16 protein-coding genes and 1 tRNA gene are annotated in these 16,969 nt (G+C 38.9%); 15 read left to right on the top strand and 2 right to left on the bottom strand.

Annotated elements, in window-relative coordinates:
• Positions 1-109 precede the first annotated feature (109 nt).
• The 8 genes from J2Z82_RS19665 (at position 110) to J2Z82_RS01555 (ending at position 7,218) form a co-directional block, all read left to right on the top strand.
• Positions 110-1,201 (top strand): sensor histidine kinase, encoded by a 1,092-nt coding sequence (locus J2Z82_RS19665; protein WP_209479035.1) that lies wholly within the window; start codon positions 110-112, stop codon positions 1,199-1,201.
• Positions 1,201-1,839 (top strand): response regulator transcription factor, encoded by a 639-nt coding sequence (locus J2Z82_RS01585; RefSeq protein WP_209479034.1) that lies wholly within the window; start codon positions 1,201-1,203, stop codon positions 1,837-1,839. Before J2Z82_RS19665 ends, J2Z82_RS01585 begins: the two co-directional genes overlap by 1 nt.
• 19 nt (positions 1,840-1,858) lie before the next feature.
• Positions 1,859-2,161: a hypothetical protein gene (locus J2Z82_RS01580; protein WP_209479033.1), complete on the top strand. Its 303-nt coding sequence runs from the start codon at positions 1,859-1,861 to the stop codon at positions 2,159-2,161.
• 100 nt (positions 2,162-2,261) lie between these two features.
• Positions 2,262-3,194 (top strand): ABC transporter ATP-binding protein, encoded by a 933-nt coding sequence (locus J2Z82_RS01575; RefSeq protein WP_209479032.1) that lies wholly within the window; start codon positions 2,262-2,264, stop codon positions 3,192-3,194.
• Between the two features lie 15 nt (positions 3,195-3,209).
• Positions 3,210-4,478, top strand: coding sequence for an ABC transporter permease (locus tag J2Z82_RS01570; RefSeq protein ID WP_209479031.1), 1,269 nt, complete (start codon positions 3,210-3,212; stop codon positions 4,476-4,478).
• Positions 4,475-5,590, top strand: a complete 1,116-nt coding sequence (locus tag J2Z82_RS01565) for an ABC transporter permease (RefSeq protein WP_209479030.1) — start codon at positions 4,475-4,477, stop codon at positions 5,588-5,590. Before J2Z82_RS01570 ends, J2Z82_RS01565 begins: the two co-directional genes overlap by 4 nt.
• 47 nt (positions 5,591-5,637) lie before the next feature.
• A complete protein-coding gene (locus J2Z82_RS01560) occupies positions 5,638-6,132 on the top strand; it encodes a DinB family protein (protein WP_245250986.1) in 495 nt (164 codons plus the stop codon).
• A 126-nt stretch (positions 6,133-6,258) separates the two neighbouring features.
• Complete coding sequence (locus J2Z82_RS01555; protein WP_209479029.1) at positions 6,259-7,218, top strand: alpha/beta hydrolase; 960 nt, start codon at positions 6,259-6,261, stop codon at positions 7,216-7,218.
• Positions 7,219-7,490: 272 nt separating this feature from the next.
• On the opposite strand, the gene J2Z82_RS01550 is transcribed toward J2Z82_RS01555, so the two are convergent.
• Positions 7,491-9,488: a S9 family peptidase gene (locus tag J2Z82_RS01550; RefSeq protein WP_209479028.1), complete on the bottom strand. Its 1,998-nt coding sequence runs from the start codon at positions 9,486-9,488 to the stop codon at positions 7,491-7,493.
• 60 nt (positions 9,489-9,548) lie between these two features.
• A complete protein-coding gene (dat, locus tag J2Z82_RS01545; protein WP_209479027.1) occupies positions 9,549-10,412 on the bottom strand; it encodes a D-amino-acid transaminase in 864 nt (287 codons plus the stop codon).
• Between the two features lie 159 nt (positions 10,413-10,571).
• On the opposite strand from dat, the gene J2Z82_RS01540 reads away from it, so the two are divergent.
• From J2Z82_RS01540 to trmL, 7 genes are all read left to right on the top strand, one after another.
• Entirely contained in the window at positions 10,572-11,252 is a 681-nt protein-coding gene (locus tag J2Z82_RS01540) for a Crp/Fnr family transcriptional regulator (RefSeq protein ID WP_342453592.1), read from the top strand.
• 354 nt (positions 11,253-11,606) lie between these two features.
• Positions 11,607-11,680: transfer RNA gene (locus J2Z82_RS01535), tRNA-Gly, on the top strand.
• A 136-nt stretch (positions 11,681-11,816) separates the two neighbouring features.
• Positions 11,817-13,520 carry an ABC-ATPase domain-containing protein gene (locus tag J2Z82_RS01530; protein WP_209479025.1) on the top strand — a complete coding sequence of 568 codons (1,704 nt, stop codon included), beginning with the start codon at positions 11,817-11,819 and terminating at the stop codon, positions 13,518-13,520.
• 14 nt (positions 13,521-13,534) lie between these two features.
• A complete protein-coding gene (gene queG / locus J2Z82_RS01525; protein ID WP_209479024.1) occupies positions 13,535-14,680 on the top strand; it encodes a tRNA epoxyqueuosine(34) reductase QueG in 1,146 nt (381 codons plus the stop codon).
• Between the two features lie 193 nt (positions 14,681-14,873).
• Entirely contained in the window at positions 14,874-15,380 is a 507-nt protein-coding gene (locus J2Z82_RS01520) for a methylated-DNA--[protein]-cysteine S-methyltransferase (RefSeq protein ID WP_209479023.1), read from the top strand.
• Positions 15,381-15,443: 63 nt separating this feature from the next.
• Positions 15,444-16,289 (top strand): amidase domain-containing protein, encoded by an 846-nt coding sequence (locus tag J2Z82_RS01515; RefSeq protein ID WP_209479022.1) that lies wholly within the window; start codon positions 15,444-15,446, stop codon positions 16,287-16,289.
• 42 nt (positions 16,290-16,331) lie between these two features.
• The gene (gene trmL, locus J2Z82_RS01510) at positions 16,332-16,805 is read left to right on the top strand and encodes a tRNA (uridine(34)/cytosine(34)/5-carboxymethylaminomethyluridine(34)-2'-O)-methyltransferase TrmL (RefSeq protein WP_209479021.1); all 474 of its coding nucleotides are present in this window, start codon (positions 16,332-16,334) and stop codon (positions 16,803-16,805) included.
• Positions 16,806-16,969: the final 164 nt, after the last annotated feature.

Raw genomic sequence — 16,969 nt, 5'->3', positions numbered from 1 at the left:
CAAGTTTTCTAATAATTACTCTTATTATAGTATAAGATACACTATTTAAGAAGATATTTCCATATTAATATAATAATGCTAGTCTTTTCTTAAGGCAGGTGATAATCGAGTGAGCGTTTTTTGGGTACGGTTCTGTATATTTTGTGGGCTTTGGACCTTGCTTATCTTCTGGCACAGTGAACACCAATCTGTAAGTCTATTGTTTGCGGCATTTTCATTAGGGTTATTTTTCTTTGTATCTATTCGAAAAGAATTGCTTTTTCTTTTCATTAGTCTGTCAGTAATCATTTTTATTCATGGGGTTATGTTGACAGGTGAAGGTACATTCTCGATTTTATTATTATTTTATCTAGCAATTATTGCCGTGTATCGCCATCAGGAGATGCATTTAAAAATCTATTTAATTTTTAATTTGGTATTATCGATGATGGTGGTTGTTTATTTTAATAATAATGTAGTTGAAATGATTGTTCTATCCAGTTTCTTCTATTTCATGGTAATTGCGCTTAATCAGTTGAATTTGGAAAAAAATGAGCAACGTAAAATGTATGAGCAAATGTCAGGTGAGTATCGTAAATTAAAAAGGATGAACCTAGCAGCTGAAAGAGATGCACGTCTTGAAGAGCGTACAAAAATTGCCCGGGATATCCATGATTCGGTAGGACATCGATTAACAGCTTTGATTATGAAGCTGGAGATGCTGTCTATTCAAAATAATTCAGCGGAATATAGTGAATTAAAAGTAATGGCACAGGGTAGTCTTGATCAGACAAGACATGCTGTAAAAGCTTTGCAACGTGAGGAACATGAAGGTCTGGCCACGGTTGTCCACCTGATTCGTAAACTTGAAGCCGAAAGTCATATCCAAGTTCAGTTCACCATCAAGCAAGGTGTGCTGTCAGTTCCGCTTTCCAATGAAAAAAGTGTTGTTTTATATCGGGTCATTCAGGAAGCATTAACCAATGCAATGCGCCATGCACAGTCAAAGGAAGTACATATTAATTTGGGCAGGTCTGCCACAGGAGCAATTTCTTTTGAAGTTTTGAATCGGATTTATGACGCAACACCGTTCGAATTTGGATTCGGACTATCGAATATGAAAGACCGAGTAGAAGAAGTTAATGGAACACTATACGTATATCAAACAGAGGGGAAATTTGTTGTGTTGGGGACAATTCCTGTGAATGAGGAGGAAGCGTAATGATTCGTGTGCTGCTAGTTGAAGATCAAGCGATTGTCAGGCAGGGGCTGAAGGTTATTTTAGAACAGGACGAAAATATTACAGTGACCCATGAAGCGGATAATGGTCAGCATGCTTTGGATATTCTGGAAAAATATATGGTCGATTTTATCATGATGGATGTGCGTATGCCTGTGGTAAACGGGATTGAAGCGACAAGAAAGATAAAGAAGCAATGGCCAGAGGTTAAGATTTTGATGTTGACAACCTTTAATGACGACGAATATGCTCTTCAGGCATTAAAGGAAGGTGCAAATGGATTTCTATTAAAAACATCGGAATCGACTAAATTAATTGATGCTGTTTACAGTTGTATGAGTGGAGGTTTAACAATTCATGAAGAAGTAGCGGCAAAAGTGATGCCGCGTTTATTGGAACGTTCATCGAATAATGCTGCAGTTAATGTTGATCTGACATCAAGGGAATTAACAATAACACGTTTGGTTGGCGAGGGAAAAACGAACAAGGAAATCTCAGAAGAGCTATACTTATCAATCGGCACCGTAAAAAACAATATCACACAAATCTTGCAAAAAACAGGGCTGCGTGACCGCACACAGCTGGCTATCTTTGCTGTTAAGCATGAAATAGGTGACTAGTAGTAGACTTCCCGCGAGAGTGGGGAGTTTTTTTATTGCAGATAAGAAAGAGGGTGGAACATCAACAGAAGAGGTTGGAACATCAACAGAAGAGGCGGAACATCAACAGAAGATGCGGAACATCAACAGAAGATGCGGAACATCAACAGAAGATGCGGAACATCAACAGAAGAGGCGGAACATCAACAGAAGAGGCGGAACATCAACAGAAGAGGCGGAACATCAACAGAAGAGGTGGAACATCAACAGAAGAGGTGGAACATCAACAGAAGAAGCGGAACATCGACAGAAGAGGCTGGAACATCGACAGAAGATACTATAAAAGTGACTCAGGTCATCCTCCTTTCATAATTATTCGTGACTTGAGACAGTATGCGATGGTGACCAGACACTATACAATAATATAAGAGGAGGAAGATACGATGCTTGAGTTAGTTGATTTATCTAAGAAATTTAAACAATATTATGCTGTGAAAAATTTGAATATGTATATTGAAAAAGGTGAAATTGTAGGTTTACTGGGACCAAATGGTGCTGGGAAATCAACGGCAATTTCCATACTGTCATCTTTAATTGAACCGACAACAGGAGATGTGCGGTTTAAGAATTCCAGTATTATTAAGACCCCCGGTCCGATTCGGGATGTGATTGGCATGGTACCACAAGAGATTGCATTATATGATGATTTGACTGCAGAAGAGAATTTACAGTTCTTTGGCAGGATTTATCGGCTGTCAGGTATGGAACTGAAGCAGAAAATTGATGAGGTGCTGGAACTGATTGGTTTAACAGATCGGCGCAAAGATGTTGTTAAGAAGTTTTCGGGTGGCATGAAGCGTCGTTTGAATATCGGTGTTGCGCTACTGCACAACCCAGAGTTGATCATCATGGATGAGCCAACAGTTGGGATTGATCCGCAGTCGAGGAACTACATCCTAGAGACGGTGAAACGGCTTAATCGTGAGAAAGAGATGACTGTATTGTATACGAGTCACTATATGGAAGAAGTGGAATTTCTTTGTGACCGCATTTATATTATGGACAAAGGAAACCTTATTGCATCCGGAACGAATGAGGAAATTAAACGAATTCTTTCAGCAGAAAAAACGATTGAAATCAAGTCTGATAGGATAAATGAAATTTTTGTTCAATCACTTCGGAATGATGCAACGATAAATAGTGTCACGGAAGATGAGAAATCTGTGACAATAATCGTACCAAGGGAAACAAAAGTGTTTGGTACAATTTTGAAATATGCAGAGGAAGCTGAAATTGAATTGAATTCAGTTGATGTTCAGGAGGCAACATTGGAAGATGTGTTTCTGCATCTTACTGGAAGAGCATTACGGGACTAGGGAGGAGAGGGTTTTATGATTTGGCAAATTGTGAAAAAAATAGGATTAACATTGGTGCGTAATCCTCAGCAGTTGCTTCTGCTGCTTGGCCTCCCAATTATTCTGATTGCAATTTTAGGTGCAGCGCTTGGGAATGTAATGAATGGTGAAGAAGTTACGATAGATGCCAAGGTTGCTATTATTGAGCATGGAGATGAAACGGAGCAGGTGGACCGATTTATAAATGATTTCGAAAACAGTGGAGCGCCTTCGGAAAGAGTGGAAGCGGTTCGAGCGGCAACTGGAGAATTAGCTCCTATTAAACTATTAAAAGAATCCGTTTTTGGAAGTGAGGGATTAAAGGAATTAGTACAACTGGAAAGCGTTAAACCATCTGAACGGGAAAAAATTCTAAATGATGATTCCTATACAGCAGTTATTGAGATTCCAGAAAATTTCACATATAAAACACTTCAAAATTTCTTTGGCATGGAGAATGCCGGGACTTCATTAAATGTATCCCGTAACGAAGGGAAACAACTAGGGTCTACTATTATTTTGGAGGTATTACAGCAGTTTCAGGAACAATTAACGCTAACAAGTTTTGTTGGTGAAAAAGGCATTTCGATGGAAGCAATTCAGGTTGATACAGAAGCGATTTCTGGTGAAATAACGACGATTGATCAGACGCAGCCTGTGACAGCTAAGAATTATTATGCAATTGGAATGGCTGTCATGAATGTTCTTTTTCTTGCATCCACAATAGGTTCCTATGCCTTTCTTGAAAAAAGACTCCACGTTTTTGACCGTATTATTTTGGCCAACGTATCAAGATGGGTTTATTTTTCAGGTGTGTTAATTGCTGGTACTGTATTTGGTTTTCTTCATTTATTAATTGTGTTTGGTGTGTCATGGATTCTCTTTGGGGTAGCGTGGCCAAGTATTCTAGCGTTCTTAATTGTTACATTTGGTCTGGCAATAGCAGTTGGGGGCTTGTCCGTTTTGCTTACTGCTATTAGTTATCGGATTAATTCGGAATTGGTAACGAACTTTTTTCAATCGATTGTCATTACGATTATTGCCTTTTTAGGAGGAAGCTTCTTTCCAATTGGTGATACTTCTAAAACGATTCAATTTATTGGTAACTTAACGCCTAATGGTGCCGGGATGACAGCTTATCTTAGTGTCCTTAGAGGCGATCCTATTTCGTCGATTTGGGAGCATGTTTTTTTCCTTTGTATTTTTGCAGTTACGATTGTTGTGATTGCGGCACTTAATTTTCCGAAAAGGGGGCAAACGGCATGAAGGGTATTTTCTTAGCAAAAATAAAAATGTTTATGCGAAATCCATGGACGTTTCTAATTATGATTGTCATGTCGGTTGGGTTTGCCCTTATTTTAGGAGGGTCCGGAAACTATACAACAATCAGTGTTCCGCTTTATGCAGCTGATGATTCGGTTCGTGAATCAATGGTAGGTGAAATGGTAGACGAATCTGATGCATATTCTTTTACATGGCTTTCTGAAGAAGAAATGATGCAGCAGATTTCAAGTGGAAAAGCTGAGGTTGGTGTTGAACTCAAGGAAAATGATTTTAATGTGATCGTTGGAGTTTCTTCGCAAAACACCAAGATGGTTCAGCAAACAATAAAGGAAGTGTACACGAAAAAAGCCCAATATAACCAAATTTTTGCGGAGGCAGATGCAACAACATCAAGTGAAAAAGAACAGGTTCAGGATGACTTGGAAGCAGCTTTAGATGAACCGGTATTTGCTATTCAGTCAAACAATTTTCGGGGGGCAAATGCGGTTATTATTGATAACACATTCCATACGTTATTCGGATTTACACTGTTTTTTGTAATCTATACGATTGCTTATAATGTTTTTTATATTTTGACAGAAAAGAAGGATGGCATTTGGGATAGGGTTATATTGTCACCAGTTCGAAAGTGGGAAATGTATACAGCAAATTTCGTTTATACGTTTATCACAGGATACTTGCAGGTGGCAATTGTATTTCTGGTTTTTCGTTATTGGATTGGTGTTGATTTTCATGGAAGGTTTATTGAATCCCTGCTGGTAATTATTCCATATGTTTTTGCGATTGTTGCCCTTTCCATTTTGATAACAGGCTTGGTTAAAACAGTGCAGCAATTTAATGCGGTGATTCCAATTGTGGCCGTGAGTATGGCAATGATTGGTGGGGCTTACTGGCCAATTGAAATTGTTCAATCCCAGTTTATGTTATTTTTATCAAAAATCGTTCCAATTACGTACGGAATGGAAGTGTTAAATGGTGTAGCCGTTTATGGTTATCCGGTGGAAGATTTATTATTTCCAATCAGTATATTATTGCTAATGGGTGTCATGATGACTGGAGTTGGCATTCATTTAATGGAAAAAAGGCATGTGTGACCGGCTGTTTTTTTCTTAAATGATAGAATAAAAGTATGTGAGGAGTGATGGGACTGGAAATCAATAATCAGGCACGTGAAGAACTTTTAATAGAAGTAAACGGCATCTCAGATGAGAATCTAAATAGAAAACCATCAGAAAACAGATGGTCAATAAAACAGGTACTCGAGCACTTGTATCTAATGGAGGGAGCAATCACAAAAAACATCGGAAGCCAGCTGGCTCATGGTGAATTCGTTGATACTGCTGATAAACCAATCGAATTGTCTGTTGATCGAAGCAGGAAAGTGGATGCACCAGGATTTTCCCAACCCAGCGAATCGTTTGTTACGCTTGCAGAATTGAAACAGAAACTTGAAGCGACACATAGCGGATTGTCGGAATTGGCTGATACATCGGATGAAAAACTTTTGGCGGAGAGAGGATTTGAGCATTCGGTATTCGGCCAAATGAGTTTAAAACAGTGGATACCATTCGTTGGCTACCATGAAAAGCGGCACACAGAACAGATAAAAGAAGTGAAAGAAGATTTAGGGCTTTGATGGATGAGGCGAGCGACATAATGTTGCTTGCTTTTCCATTGTAAAGAAGTACCAGACTATATAGGGCGAAATTGTTTTTAATTTTTAGTATAATAGAGTTAGAGTATTGTAGAAAGGAGAGCTGTTGTGAAAAAGAAGAAATGGCTAAAAATTTCTGTAGGAATCTTAAGTATTCTACTTATTATAGATATTATTGCAAGTTTTTATTTTTATAATTTAGCAATCGACCGTAATGAAAAGGATTTTTTACAAGGAAATGAAGACTTGGAAGTGTCCGCTGAAGCAATGGATGTTTTCCTTGAAGGCGACTGGCGTAAATGGGTTGGTGATCAGGACTTTGATGAATGGACAATGACTTCCTATGACGGGTTGAAGCTGCAAGGCTATTTTTTAGAGGCGAAACAACCAACGAATAAAATTGTTGTTATGGCACATGGGTATCTTGGCAATGCAATGGACATGGGATTGTATGGTCAATATTATTACGAAAAGCTTGGCTATAACATTTTCATGGCAGACGCCAGAGGTCATGGCTCAAGTGAAGGCGAGTACATTGGATTTGGTTGGCACGATCGAAATGACTATATTGATTGGATCAATCGAATTGTAAAAAAATATGGTCAAAATACTGAAATTGTCCTGCACGGTGTTTCGATGGGGGCTGCAACAATGTTAATGGCAAGTGGCGAAGAGCTTCCTGCTAACGTCAAGGCAATTGTGGCTGATAGTCCCTATACAAGTGTAGAGGATATGTTTTCCTATCAGATGAATCGAATGTATAACATTCCGGCATTCCCTGTGTTGCCAAGCACAAGTCTAGTATCTAAAGCGAAAGCGGGCTATTCCTTTACCGAAGCCTCTTCTTTAGAACAAGTGAAGAAAGCTAACGTACCAATCTTGTATATCCATGGTAATGCCGACACGTTTGTCCCAACTAAAATGGCATATAAATTATATGAAAATACGAAAAGTGAAGCTGAGATTATGACGGTAGATGGGGCAGGTCATGGAGAAGCTTTTGCTACAAAAAAAGAGAAATATATTAATAAATTGAATTCGTTTCTGAAACAGTATATGGGAGAATAATAATAGAAAGGTTTTCCACCTGGTCGGCGGAAAACCTTTCTATTTGGCATTTGTATCAACTTATAATACGATATATCAACCGGTAATGTGGGATATCAACCCGAAACACGGTATATCGACCTGGAATGTGGTATATCAACCCGAAACACGATATATCAACCGGTAATGCGGGATATCAACCCGAAACACGGTATATCGACCTGGAATGTGGTATATCAACCCGAAACATGGTATATCGACCACCGATACGATCAACTTGCAACATTAGCGCATTACAAATATTTTTCAAACCAACCTGCTATGTGGTTTAACCTGGCAATTCGCATTTTTGGTTTTCCGCTTCTGCTTAATTCATGATTGGCTCCTGGAAAACGGACAAATTCAACTTCTTTACGTAAATGCTTCAATGTGGTGTACATTTGTTCACTTTGCTCGATTGGGCAACGCAAATCCTGCTCGCCATGAACAATAAGCAGTGGTGTTTCCACATTTTCAGCATACTTCAATGGTGAGAAATTCCATAGTTTAGTAGGATCATCCATTAGATTTTTGCCGAGTTCCCACTTTGTAAAGAAATAGCCAATATCGCTTACTCCGTAAAAACTTAGCCAATTACTAATGCAGCGCTGGGTAACGGCAGCTTTAAATCGATTTGTGTGACCAACGATCCAGTTTGTCATAAAGCCGCCATAGCTGCCGCCAGTTACGCCAAGCCGGTTTTCATCGATAAAGTCAAATTCTTTTAAGGCATAGTCAACAGCACTCATCAGATCGGTGTAGTCTTTGCCACCATAATCTTCACGGCAGGCATCAACGAACGACTGCCCATATCCATGACTGCCACGTGGATTCGTATACAAAACGACATAGCCTCTTGCTGCCAGTAATTGTAGTTCATGAAAATATGTCTGGCCATACATTGCGTGTGGACCGCCATGAATTTCCAGTACGAATGGGTATTTTTTGCCTTCCTCAAAGTCATATGGCCGCAATAGCCATCCTTGTATTTCCCAGCCATCTTCGGCGCTAAAAGTTAGTGTTTCTGGTTCGCTTAATGATACATCACTTAGAAATTCCTGATTCGCGTTGGTTAATCGTGTTAGCTTCCCATCGTTATTCAATTGATAGAAATTACATGGGTTTGTTGGAGTGCTAATACCAAGGATTAATGTACCAGCCTTGTATGTAAAGCCAAAAACATGGTTATCGTCTTTATATAGAACTTTAAGGTCGCCATCCAAATTCACTTGGTACAGCCCAGTTGCACCAAAATCAGTTCCAATGAAAAATAATTGTTTTTCATCCTCGTCCCATATTGGTCCTGTTGTTGATTGACCAATTCTGGTATCACCAATCATCGCATCACCCAATTGAATATCCCATTCTTTGCTAAGGCATGTGATATCGCCTGTTTCTGTATCAATTACATATAGATCATTCAGTGTGGCACCCTGGTATGCATATTCATGACCAAAACATGCGATTTTTGCTCCACTTGGCGAAAATTGTGCACTGCCGTAAGCACCATGTCCGTTTGTTAATTTTTTTGTTTCTTTTGTTGAAAGATTAAAAAGGTAGAGGTCGTTTGTCAGTTCATAATCTGCATCATCATTCAAGTTGGCAGTGAACAAAATCTCTTTCCCATCAGGTGATATATCCTCAAAATTATGATTCGTATCTGCTGTTGTTAATTGCTCGAATGTTTCTTTTTCGATGTCGAATAAAACAAGCTGTGTTCGTTTATCATCATAAAATCCTTTCGCGTCTGATTTGTAATCCAAGCGGTTGATTACGATTGGTTTCTTGTGTTTTTCTTCCTCTAACTTTTGACGTTCGTCTTTGGATTGCTCACTTTGGACAGTAACGTCATCATCTTTTTCTAGTGGTGCACTGAAAACAATATACTTGCCATCCTTAGACCAGGAAGGGTTAGTCGCACCGTTCTTAAATGTTGTAATCTGCCTTGCTTCACCTCCATCTGTATGTATCATCCATAATTGTGGAAGACCACTTCTAGTTGATTGAAAAATAATTTTCTTTCCATCAGGTGAGAAGGAAGGGTTGTTATTTTTAGCTTTATCAAATGTCCACTGGATAGGCTTCATCTCACTTAACCTTTGAAAAAACAACTGTGATGTATATTCATTGTCGTCGTTGACTATTGTAGATACATATGTATACGCGTATCCATTTGGTGTTAACTGAGGATCACTATACACATCAATATGAAGTAGATCTTCTGCTGTCAATGGACGTTTCGTTGTATCCATTAATTGACCTCCTTGTAATTAGCTGCTATTAAAAAGAAAAGCCTTTTGATTAACAAAAGACTAGACTTTATGTTTGATTAGATTGGCATCCAGTTCGTATGCTTCCTGAAGTCTTTTTGTAATCTTTCCCGGACGGCCATTGCTTATCGTATCGTTATCTACTTTAACAATCGGCAAGACTTCTGAAGTACTGCTTGATAAGAATAATTCATCAGCTGTGGCGATATCGCTGATAGAAAAAGGCTCTTCTATTAGTGGTATATCAAAATCGCGAGCAAACTTCTCAATACGCATGCGTACACAGCCATGTAGAATGTTATTAGTGGTTGGGTGAGTATAAACCTTTCCATCTTTAACTAAATAAACATTGGAGGAACTGCATTCAGTAACGACTCCATCCTTATGAAGGATAGCTTCATAGCTGCCATTCTCTTTAGCCTCTTGTTTTGCGATAACATTAGGCAATAGATTTAAACTCTTTATATAACAATTTTCCCAGCGAACATCACGCCGCGTAATGGTAGAAACCCCATCGGATAAATTTTTAAGATTACGAGGAAAATCCTCCATATAAGCATAAACATTTGCTGGAACGTCGGTCGGAAAAGTGTGTTCACGTGGAGCGGTACCACGTGAAGCCTGCATGTATAACTTTCCATCCGTTGACATAGAATTTTTTTCTAATAATTCCTGCAGCAAAGTTGTTATTTCGTCTTTGCTGAAAGGTAACTCAATTTTAATTGCTTCCGCAGATCGAAATAACCTATTTATATGTTCCTCAAGTAAATAATACTTACCATTGTAGATGCGAATTACTTCATATACACCATCACCAAACTGTAATCCACGTTCTTCATATGGATATGTAAGGTTGTCGCGGTGTACAAAATTTGTTTGAGACATGATCACTGGATAGACAGACATACTATTCCCCTCCTTGAAACTTATGACTATTTTATATCTTCTTTTACTTTATGTAAATGCTTAGTTATATAGTGATAAATATCACAGAATTTGGTTAAACACACTTGTATAATGGGAAGAGGAAGTAAGTAGAAGGAGGCGTGACTATAATTGGAACCAGTGTTGGAACGACTTAATAAACATGAGTACAATATTCTTATGGTGAAATCAAAACAAATGAACGTAAAAAAAGGCGAGTTAATTTTTCTAGAGGGAAGTCCAGCTAATCATTTGTTTTTTATACAAGAGGGTGATATTAGAGTCTTCAAAAGCCTTGGTTCAAACAAAGATATTACTATTTTTACACGTGGTAAAAATGATGGATTCGGTGAGATTGGTATTTTTAGTGGTGATAAATATTCCAATTCAGCACAAGCAGTCAAAGATAGTAAGCTGTATTCTATAACACGTAATGAAATTGAAGAGATCTTAGCAGATAATGGAAGAATAGGTCTTCACTTTACGCGCTGGGTAGCTGAAAATTTGGAAGCTAGTAAAGCAAAAATACGTGATTACATCGCATTTGGATCTGAAGGTGCTGTTGCGTCTGTGTTTGTCCGGTATTCCAACATATGTGGTGTCGTAACTCCGGAAGGGATACAGCTAACTGATCCAATTATGATTCAGGATATTAGTAAACATATTGCTGTATCAAGAGAAACAGTGAGCCGTATTGTGAATAAATGGAAAGAACAAGGGATTATAGACAATCATAATAAACACTTTATACTTAAAGATATGAACTATTTTAGGAGATTACTTGTTTGTGACCAATGCGGTGTACAGAATTGTGCAATATAATTTAAACTGCTATTTCTTATAATAACAATCGAACGTGGATGAAGAAAAGTGGCATCATTTCTAAAAATATTCATTCATGTTCGATTATCGATAAGGCAAGTTAAAAAAATAAAAAAACTATTGATTTGATTTGATAGAGTTGGTATAATATATAGTGTTCTCTAAAAAAAGAGTATATATCGTACATACACGGATGAAATGCGGGTGTAGTTTAGTGGTAAAACTTCAGCCACGAGCAAAGCTTCCACCGAGTAGGCTACGAGTTGCCTCGAAGATGATACAGCCTTGAATAAGCTTGCAGATGCAGAGGCATGACTTGTGTGATTATCACTAAGTAAGTAATTAAATATATATGCGGGTGTAGTTTAGTGGTAAAACTTCAGCCTTCCAAGCTGATATCGTGGGTTCGATTCCCATCACCCGCTCCATACATAAGTCATAACGCAGTGTTTCGTAACATATCCTACGAAGCATTGCGTTTTTTCATTATTTATATAGAACTTGAACTTATATCAATTTACGTTGTATTCTTAAGAAAACTACGATAATTTGAGGGATTTATATATGAAAAAATTAATGCAAAACTTGAAACAGATTGATGGTAAGGGCTATAAAGCATATAAAAGTGTTCAGGGTCACTACACATTTGATGATTTTGATTTATATATAGATTATGTGCAGGGTGATCCATTCGCTACACCGTCTAAAATACGTGTTGTCGTTCCAGCTCAAAAACGGCAGGTCAAAAGTGAGTGGCTCGAATCTCAGGCACGCAAAATTGCAGCAGAGGATGTGTTTGCTCGCAAAGTTGGTACAGCCGTCGCAAAGGGTGGACAATTTATCAAGGGATCTGGAAAGAGTGGACAGATTCTTTTTGATAAGCCTGGACAGGAAGTTCTAGAGCGGAGCGCTGTTCAAATTGATTCAGCATCAATAACGGCTTGTATTTCTGTGGGCTTGCCGGCGAATGGGCGAAAAATTAATGGGAAAGAGGCAGAGAAATTATTTTCAAATGCCATCCCGACGATAATTAAAAATTCCATTCTCACCATAACTGATGAAGAAATTAGTAAGGTTATCGAGCTTGCCGATCAGCAGGAAGCTATTCGCAATGAGATGTTTAATAATAATTGGGTTTCATTTATTGCAAATGGCTCGATTTTGCCAAGGGAAAGCGGTATTAGTAACCGGCCACTAAAAGATGCGGTTCCTTTTAAAAGTCCTGCTGCAGATGAAGTAGAAATTCAGTTGCCGCACCAATCCCAACCAATTAAAGGAATGGCTATCAAAAAAGGTATCTCACTCATTGTTGGTGGGGGCTATCATGGTAAAAGTACGATTTTACAGGCGATAGAGCGAGGTGTATATTCACATACGAAAGGTGATGGACGTGAGTACGTACTTACTGATTCTGATGCTGTGAAAATTCGTGCAGAAGATGGGCGACAAGTTACTGGTGTTAACATTTCACCATTTATCAATAATTTACCACACAAACAGGATACACAATTCTTCTCGACTGAAAATGCCAGCGGAAGTACCTCGCAGGCAGCGAATGTAATGGAAGCATTAGAAGCAGGAGCTACTACATTGCTAATCGATGAGGATACCAGTGCAACGAACTTTATGATCCGTGATCATCGAATGCAGCAGCTTGTGAAAAAGGATAAAGAGCCAATTACACCATTTATTGATAAAATAAAACAAATGCGAGATCAGCTTGATGTATCAACAATTCTCGTTATGGGAGGCTCCGGTGATTATTTTGCTGTAGCGGATTCGATTATTATGATGGAAGCATATGTCCCTTATAATGTAACGAATGACGCAAAGGAGATAATGGAAAAATACCCATTAGACCGTGATACCTTATCGGACGAAGCTTTTGGTGATGTTGCTGAGCGTTATTTTCAGCAGAATTCACTGCAGACTAAAAAAGGCAGTCGTCCGAAAACACAGGCAAAAGGGTTAACGAAGATTGTTATGGGTCGAACAGATATTTCATTTGATGATACTGAGCAATTAGTGGATTCCTCACAAACACGCATGATTGCAGAGATTATTCAGTATTTGGATCGAACCAATGGGCTTGGTGCTAAATCGTTAAATAAACTACTGGATGATTTGGAAGAACAGATGGACAAAAGTGGGTTAGCATCATTTACAACGTTTAAAAATCAGCATCCAGGTGATATCGCGCGGCCACGCCGGTATGAAATCGCTGCTGTATTAAATCGAATTCGTACAGCAAAAGTTACGCAACAATAGAAGGAGGGTTACCGTTGAATACAGACCAATTGAAGCAAGAGATTATTGATTACAGCAAAGATATTGGCATCGATAAGATAGGATTTGCATCTGCTGATGTGTTTGGTGAACTGAAGGAACGCTTACGGCGTCAGCAGTCGCTTGGCTATCAATCAGGCTTCGAAAAAGGGTCTGTAGACGAGAGGACGGAACCAGAGCGGTTATTACCAGAGGCGAAGTCGATCCTTTCGATCGCAATCGCCTACCCTTCACGAATTAAGGATGCACCAAAAAGCACGAAAGATGAACGCCGCGGGATATTTTGCCGTGCTTCATGGGGTGTTGACTACCATGTTGTTTTACGAGAAAAGCTGGAGAAGCTTTCTGCCTTCATTGAGGAAAAATTTCCTGATGCAGTGGATAAGGTGATGGTCGACACGGGTGAATTATCAGACCGTGCGGTGGCAGAACGTGCTGGTATTGGATTCAGTGGGAAAAACACTTCTATTATTACACCTGAATTCGGATCATACGTTTATCTAGGTGAACTGATCACGAATATCCCTTTTGTCCCTGATTCACAGCTTGCGGATGGATGCGGTTCCTGTACAAAATGCCTGGATGCTTGCCCAACCGGAGCTCTCGTTCAAGGTGGGCAGTTAAACGCGCAGCGCTGTCTTGCGTTTCTGACTCAGACAAAAGATTTTATGCCAGATGAATTCCGTTCACAAATCGGTAATTTCATTTATGGGTTTGATACATGTCAGGTTGTTTGTCCATATAACCAGAAGGTAGACTTTCATAATCACCCAGAGCTTGAACCGGAACCAGATGTTGCAAAACCAAAATTAAAACCAATGCTCCGGATATCCAACCGGGAATTTAAGGAAACGTTTGGTCATATAGCGGGTTCTTGGCGAGGGAAGAAACCATTACAGCGAAATGCTCTCATTGCACTTGGCCACTATAAGGACGTGACCGCTGTTGAGGAAATGATTGAAGTAATGAAAAATGATGTTCGTCCGGTGATACGCGGTACAGCTGCATGGTCACTTGGTAAAATTGGCACCAAGGAAGCGTTTGAAGCAATTACTGAAGCAATGAAAAAAGAAACAGATGAACAGGTTTTGTTTGAAATGGAAAAAGGATTGAATTTTCAACAGGAGCTTTCCACCACCTAATACGCTTTGCTGTCATTAAAAAAGCTGATGCTTTTTCGAGGAATGAATGATCCAGCAGGAACTTGAAGCGTTGCGAAGTGTATTTCCGAAGCGGTGTCATAGCACTCAAGTATTTTTCCGCATAGTGTCACAGATCAATAGCGACAAGCTTTTAAAAAACATCCTAAATTATATACGGAAAGAGGATTTGGTTATGGAACTATACTATGATGAGATGGAATCACCAGTTGGTCCGTTGACAATTATTAGTGAAGCTGAACATATTGTTCGAATAGAATATGGATTGTTTAATCAAATGGAAGCGAAAATGCGAAAGTGGAGCGAACGTTATTTTGACAATCCGATATTTATCCATAAACCAGGGAAAGTTGATCATGTCAAAATGGAACTTCAAGACTACTTTAACGGAAAACGCAGTGTTTTTTCATTTGAACTTTCTTTCCATGGCACGACTTTTCAGCATAAAGTCTGGCAAGCTTTGTACGACACTATTTCGTATGGAGAAACGAAAACATATAAAGATATTGCGGCTGCAATCGGCAAACCTAAAGCGGTTCGTGCGGTTGGTGGTGCAGTAAACAAGAATCCATTTTCTATTGTTGTCCCATGCCATCGTGTAATTGGTGCAAGTGGTAAAATGGTTGGCTATAATGGTGGGCTTGATAAAAAAGAATATTTACTTGCCCATGAAGCTAAATAAATGCTCTTATCATTGCATTTAATCCTATCCCCGCTCCATATACTAAAATGGAGGGGATTTTTTATGGAGAAAATTAAGAACATATGGCTGAATTTTTTTCAAGGAAAAGAAGTTAATGAGGGTTGGTGGGAACGAAAAAAAATGCTATGTAATGATAGGAATGTGGAGATTATTCGAATTAGCGGGAAGGGTGAATTTTTTGAAGAACTTCGCTACTCCAATAAAGTAAGCTATCAATATTTATTGCATTTATCTTTTTTGATGAAACAGAAAAATCAGTTCATCAGGGAAGAACAGGTTATTCCGTTTCAGTTTCAGATAGAAGAAGGGAAAATTAAAGATCATAAAGTAGCAGAACCAAAAGTTATAACGATCGAGAGACCAACAATGGAAACAGGTGAGATTCGTAATCTGGCTGATGAACGCTTCACCTATGATCGACGTGCTGCAGTACAATATGCCGAACACTGGTGGAATAGTTATAATCCTGTCTATCGTAAGTTCGATGTAGATTGCACGAATTATATATCACAATGTTTACGTGCTGGTGGTGCCCCAATGCGCGGCATCCCTAATCGAGGGAGCGGCTGGTGGTATCAAGCGGATAATTGGAGTTTCAGCTGGGCGGTAGCGCACTCCATGCGTTGGTATTTAAGTGGGTCAACAGCAGGGTTGAAAGGAAAAGAAATGGAATCAGCACGGGATCTTATACTTGGTGATGTGATTTGCTATGATTTTCAAGGAAATGGTAAGTGGGATCATAATACAATTGTTGTGGCAAAAGACGCAAACGGGATGCCGCTGGTAAACGCACATACTGATAATAGCCGTAACCGCTATTGGTCGTATGAGGATTCTACAGCATGGACTTCGGATATTCAGTATAAGTTTTTTCGAATTGGTGAGTAGTGTATAATGGTATAGGTATTAATCGAATAAGGAGAATGAACAGTGAGTATAAATATTGTATTATATCAGCCAGAAATTCCTGCAAATACTGGGAATATTGCAAGAACGTGTCTAGCAACAAACGCAACATTGCATTTGATCCATCCACTTGGATTTTCTACCGATGATAAAATGGTAAAGCGAGCTGGGCTTGATTATTGGGAAAACGTTGATATTCGCGAATACGATTCAATTCAAGACTTATATGCTACATATCCAGAAGGAACGTTTTATTATATTGAAAACTTTGGTACAAAGTATTACACAGAATATGATTACAGTAATAGTGATGAAGACCTGTACTTTGTATTTGGCCGCGAGACCGACGGAATTCCGAAAAGCCTTTTAGAGGGTAAAGAAGACAGGTGCTTGCGAATTCATATGAGTGATAAAGTACGATCGTTAAATTTGTCCAACACATCAGCAATTATTATCTATGAAGCATTAAGGCAGCGGGATTTTTCAGGGCTGGAATAGATTGTGACTTAGGAAATTTTGCACTTAAATACTAAAAAAGCCGTCATGTGTGTGAACATGGCGGCTCTTATTATTACTGATCTTTTTTAGGAACTCCTGGTTTTGCATCGTAACCTGAAGTGAAGCAAGATACTATAAATGTTACAATAACGCCCATTAATAGT

The organism is Virgibacillus litoralis (assembly GCF_017873675.1).
GTDB classification, from domain to species: domain Bacteria; phylum Bacillota; class Bacilli; order Bacillales; family Amphibacillaceae; genus Lentibacillus; species Lentibacillus litoralis.
The sequence above is the reverse complement of the archived record's forward strand: the minus strand, read 5'-3'. Positions and strand labels throughout refer to the sequence as shown.

What these genes read in the sequence shown, in the direction of transcription:
- J2Z82_RS01520 (WP_209479023.1), top strand. Translation starts at nt 14,874, where the DNA reads ATGGAACTATACTATGATGAGATGGAATCACCAGTTGGTCCGTTGACA.
- J2Z82_RS01530 (WP_209479025.1), top strand. Translation starts at nt 11,817, where the DNA reads ATGAAAAAATTAATGCAAAACTTGAAACAGATTGATGGTAAGGGCTAT.
- J2Z82_RS01515 (WP_209479022.1), top strand. Translation starts at nt 15,444, where the DNA reads ATGGAGAAAATTAAGAACATATGGCTGAATTTTTTTCAAGGAAAAGAA.
- J2Z82_RS01570 (WP_209479031.1), top strand. Translation starts at nt 3,210, where the DNA reads ATGATTTGGCAAATTGTGAAAAAAATAGGATTAACATTGGTGCGTAAT.
- J2Z82_RS01575 (WP_209479032.1), top strand. Translation starts at nt 2,262, where the DNA reads ATGCTTGAGTTAGTTGATTTATCTAAGAAATTTAAACAATATTATGCT.
- J2Z82_RS01565 (WP_209479030.1), top strand. Translation starts at nt 4,475, where the DNA reads ATGAAGGGTATTTTCTTAGCAAAAATAAAAATGTTTATGCGAAATCCA.
- J2Z82_RS01550 (WP_209479028.1), bottom strand. Translation starts at nt 9,488, where the DNA reads ATGGATACAACGAAACGTCCATTGACAGCAGAAGATCTACTTCATATT.
- J2Z82_RS01585 (WP_209479034.1), top strand. Translation starts at nt 1,201, where the DNA reads ATGATTCGTGTGCTGCTAGTTGAAGATCAAGCGATTGTCAGGCAGGGG.
- dat (WP_209479027.1), bottom strand. Translation starts at nt 10,412, where the DNA reads ATGTCTGTCTATCCAGTGATCATGTCTCAAACAAATTTTGTACACCGC.
- J2Z82_RS01560 (WP_245250986.1), top strand. Translation starts at nt 5,638, where the DNA reads ATGGGACTGGAAATCAATAATCAGGCACGTGAAGAACTTTTAATAGAA.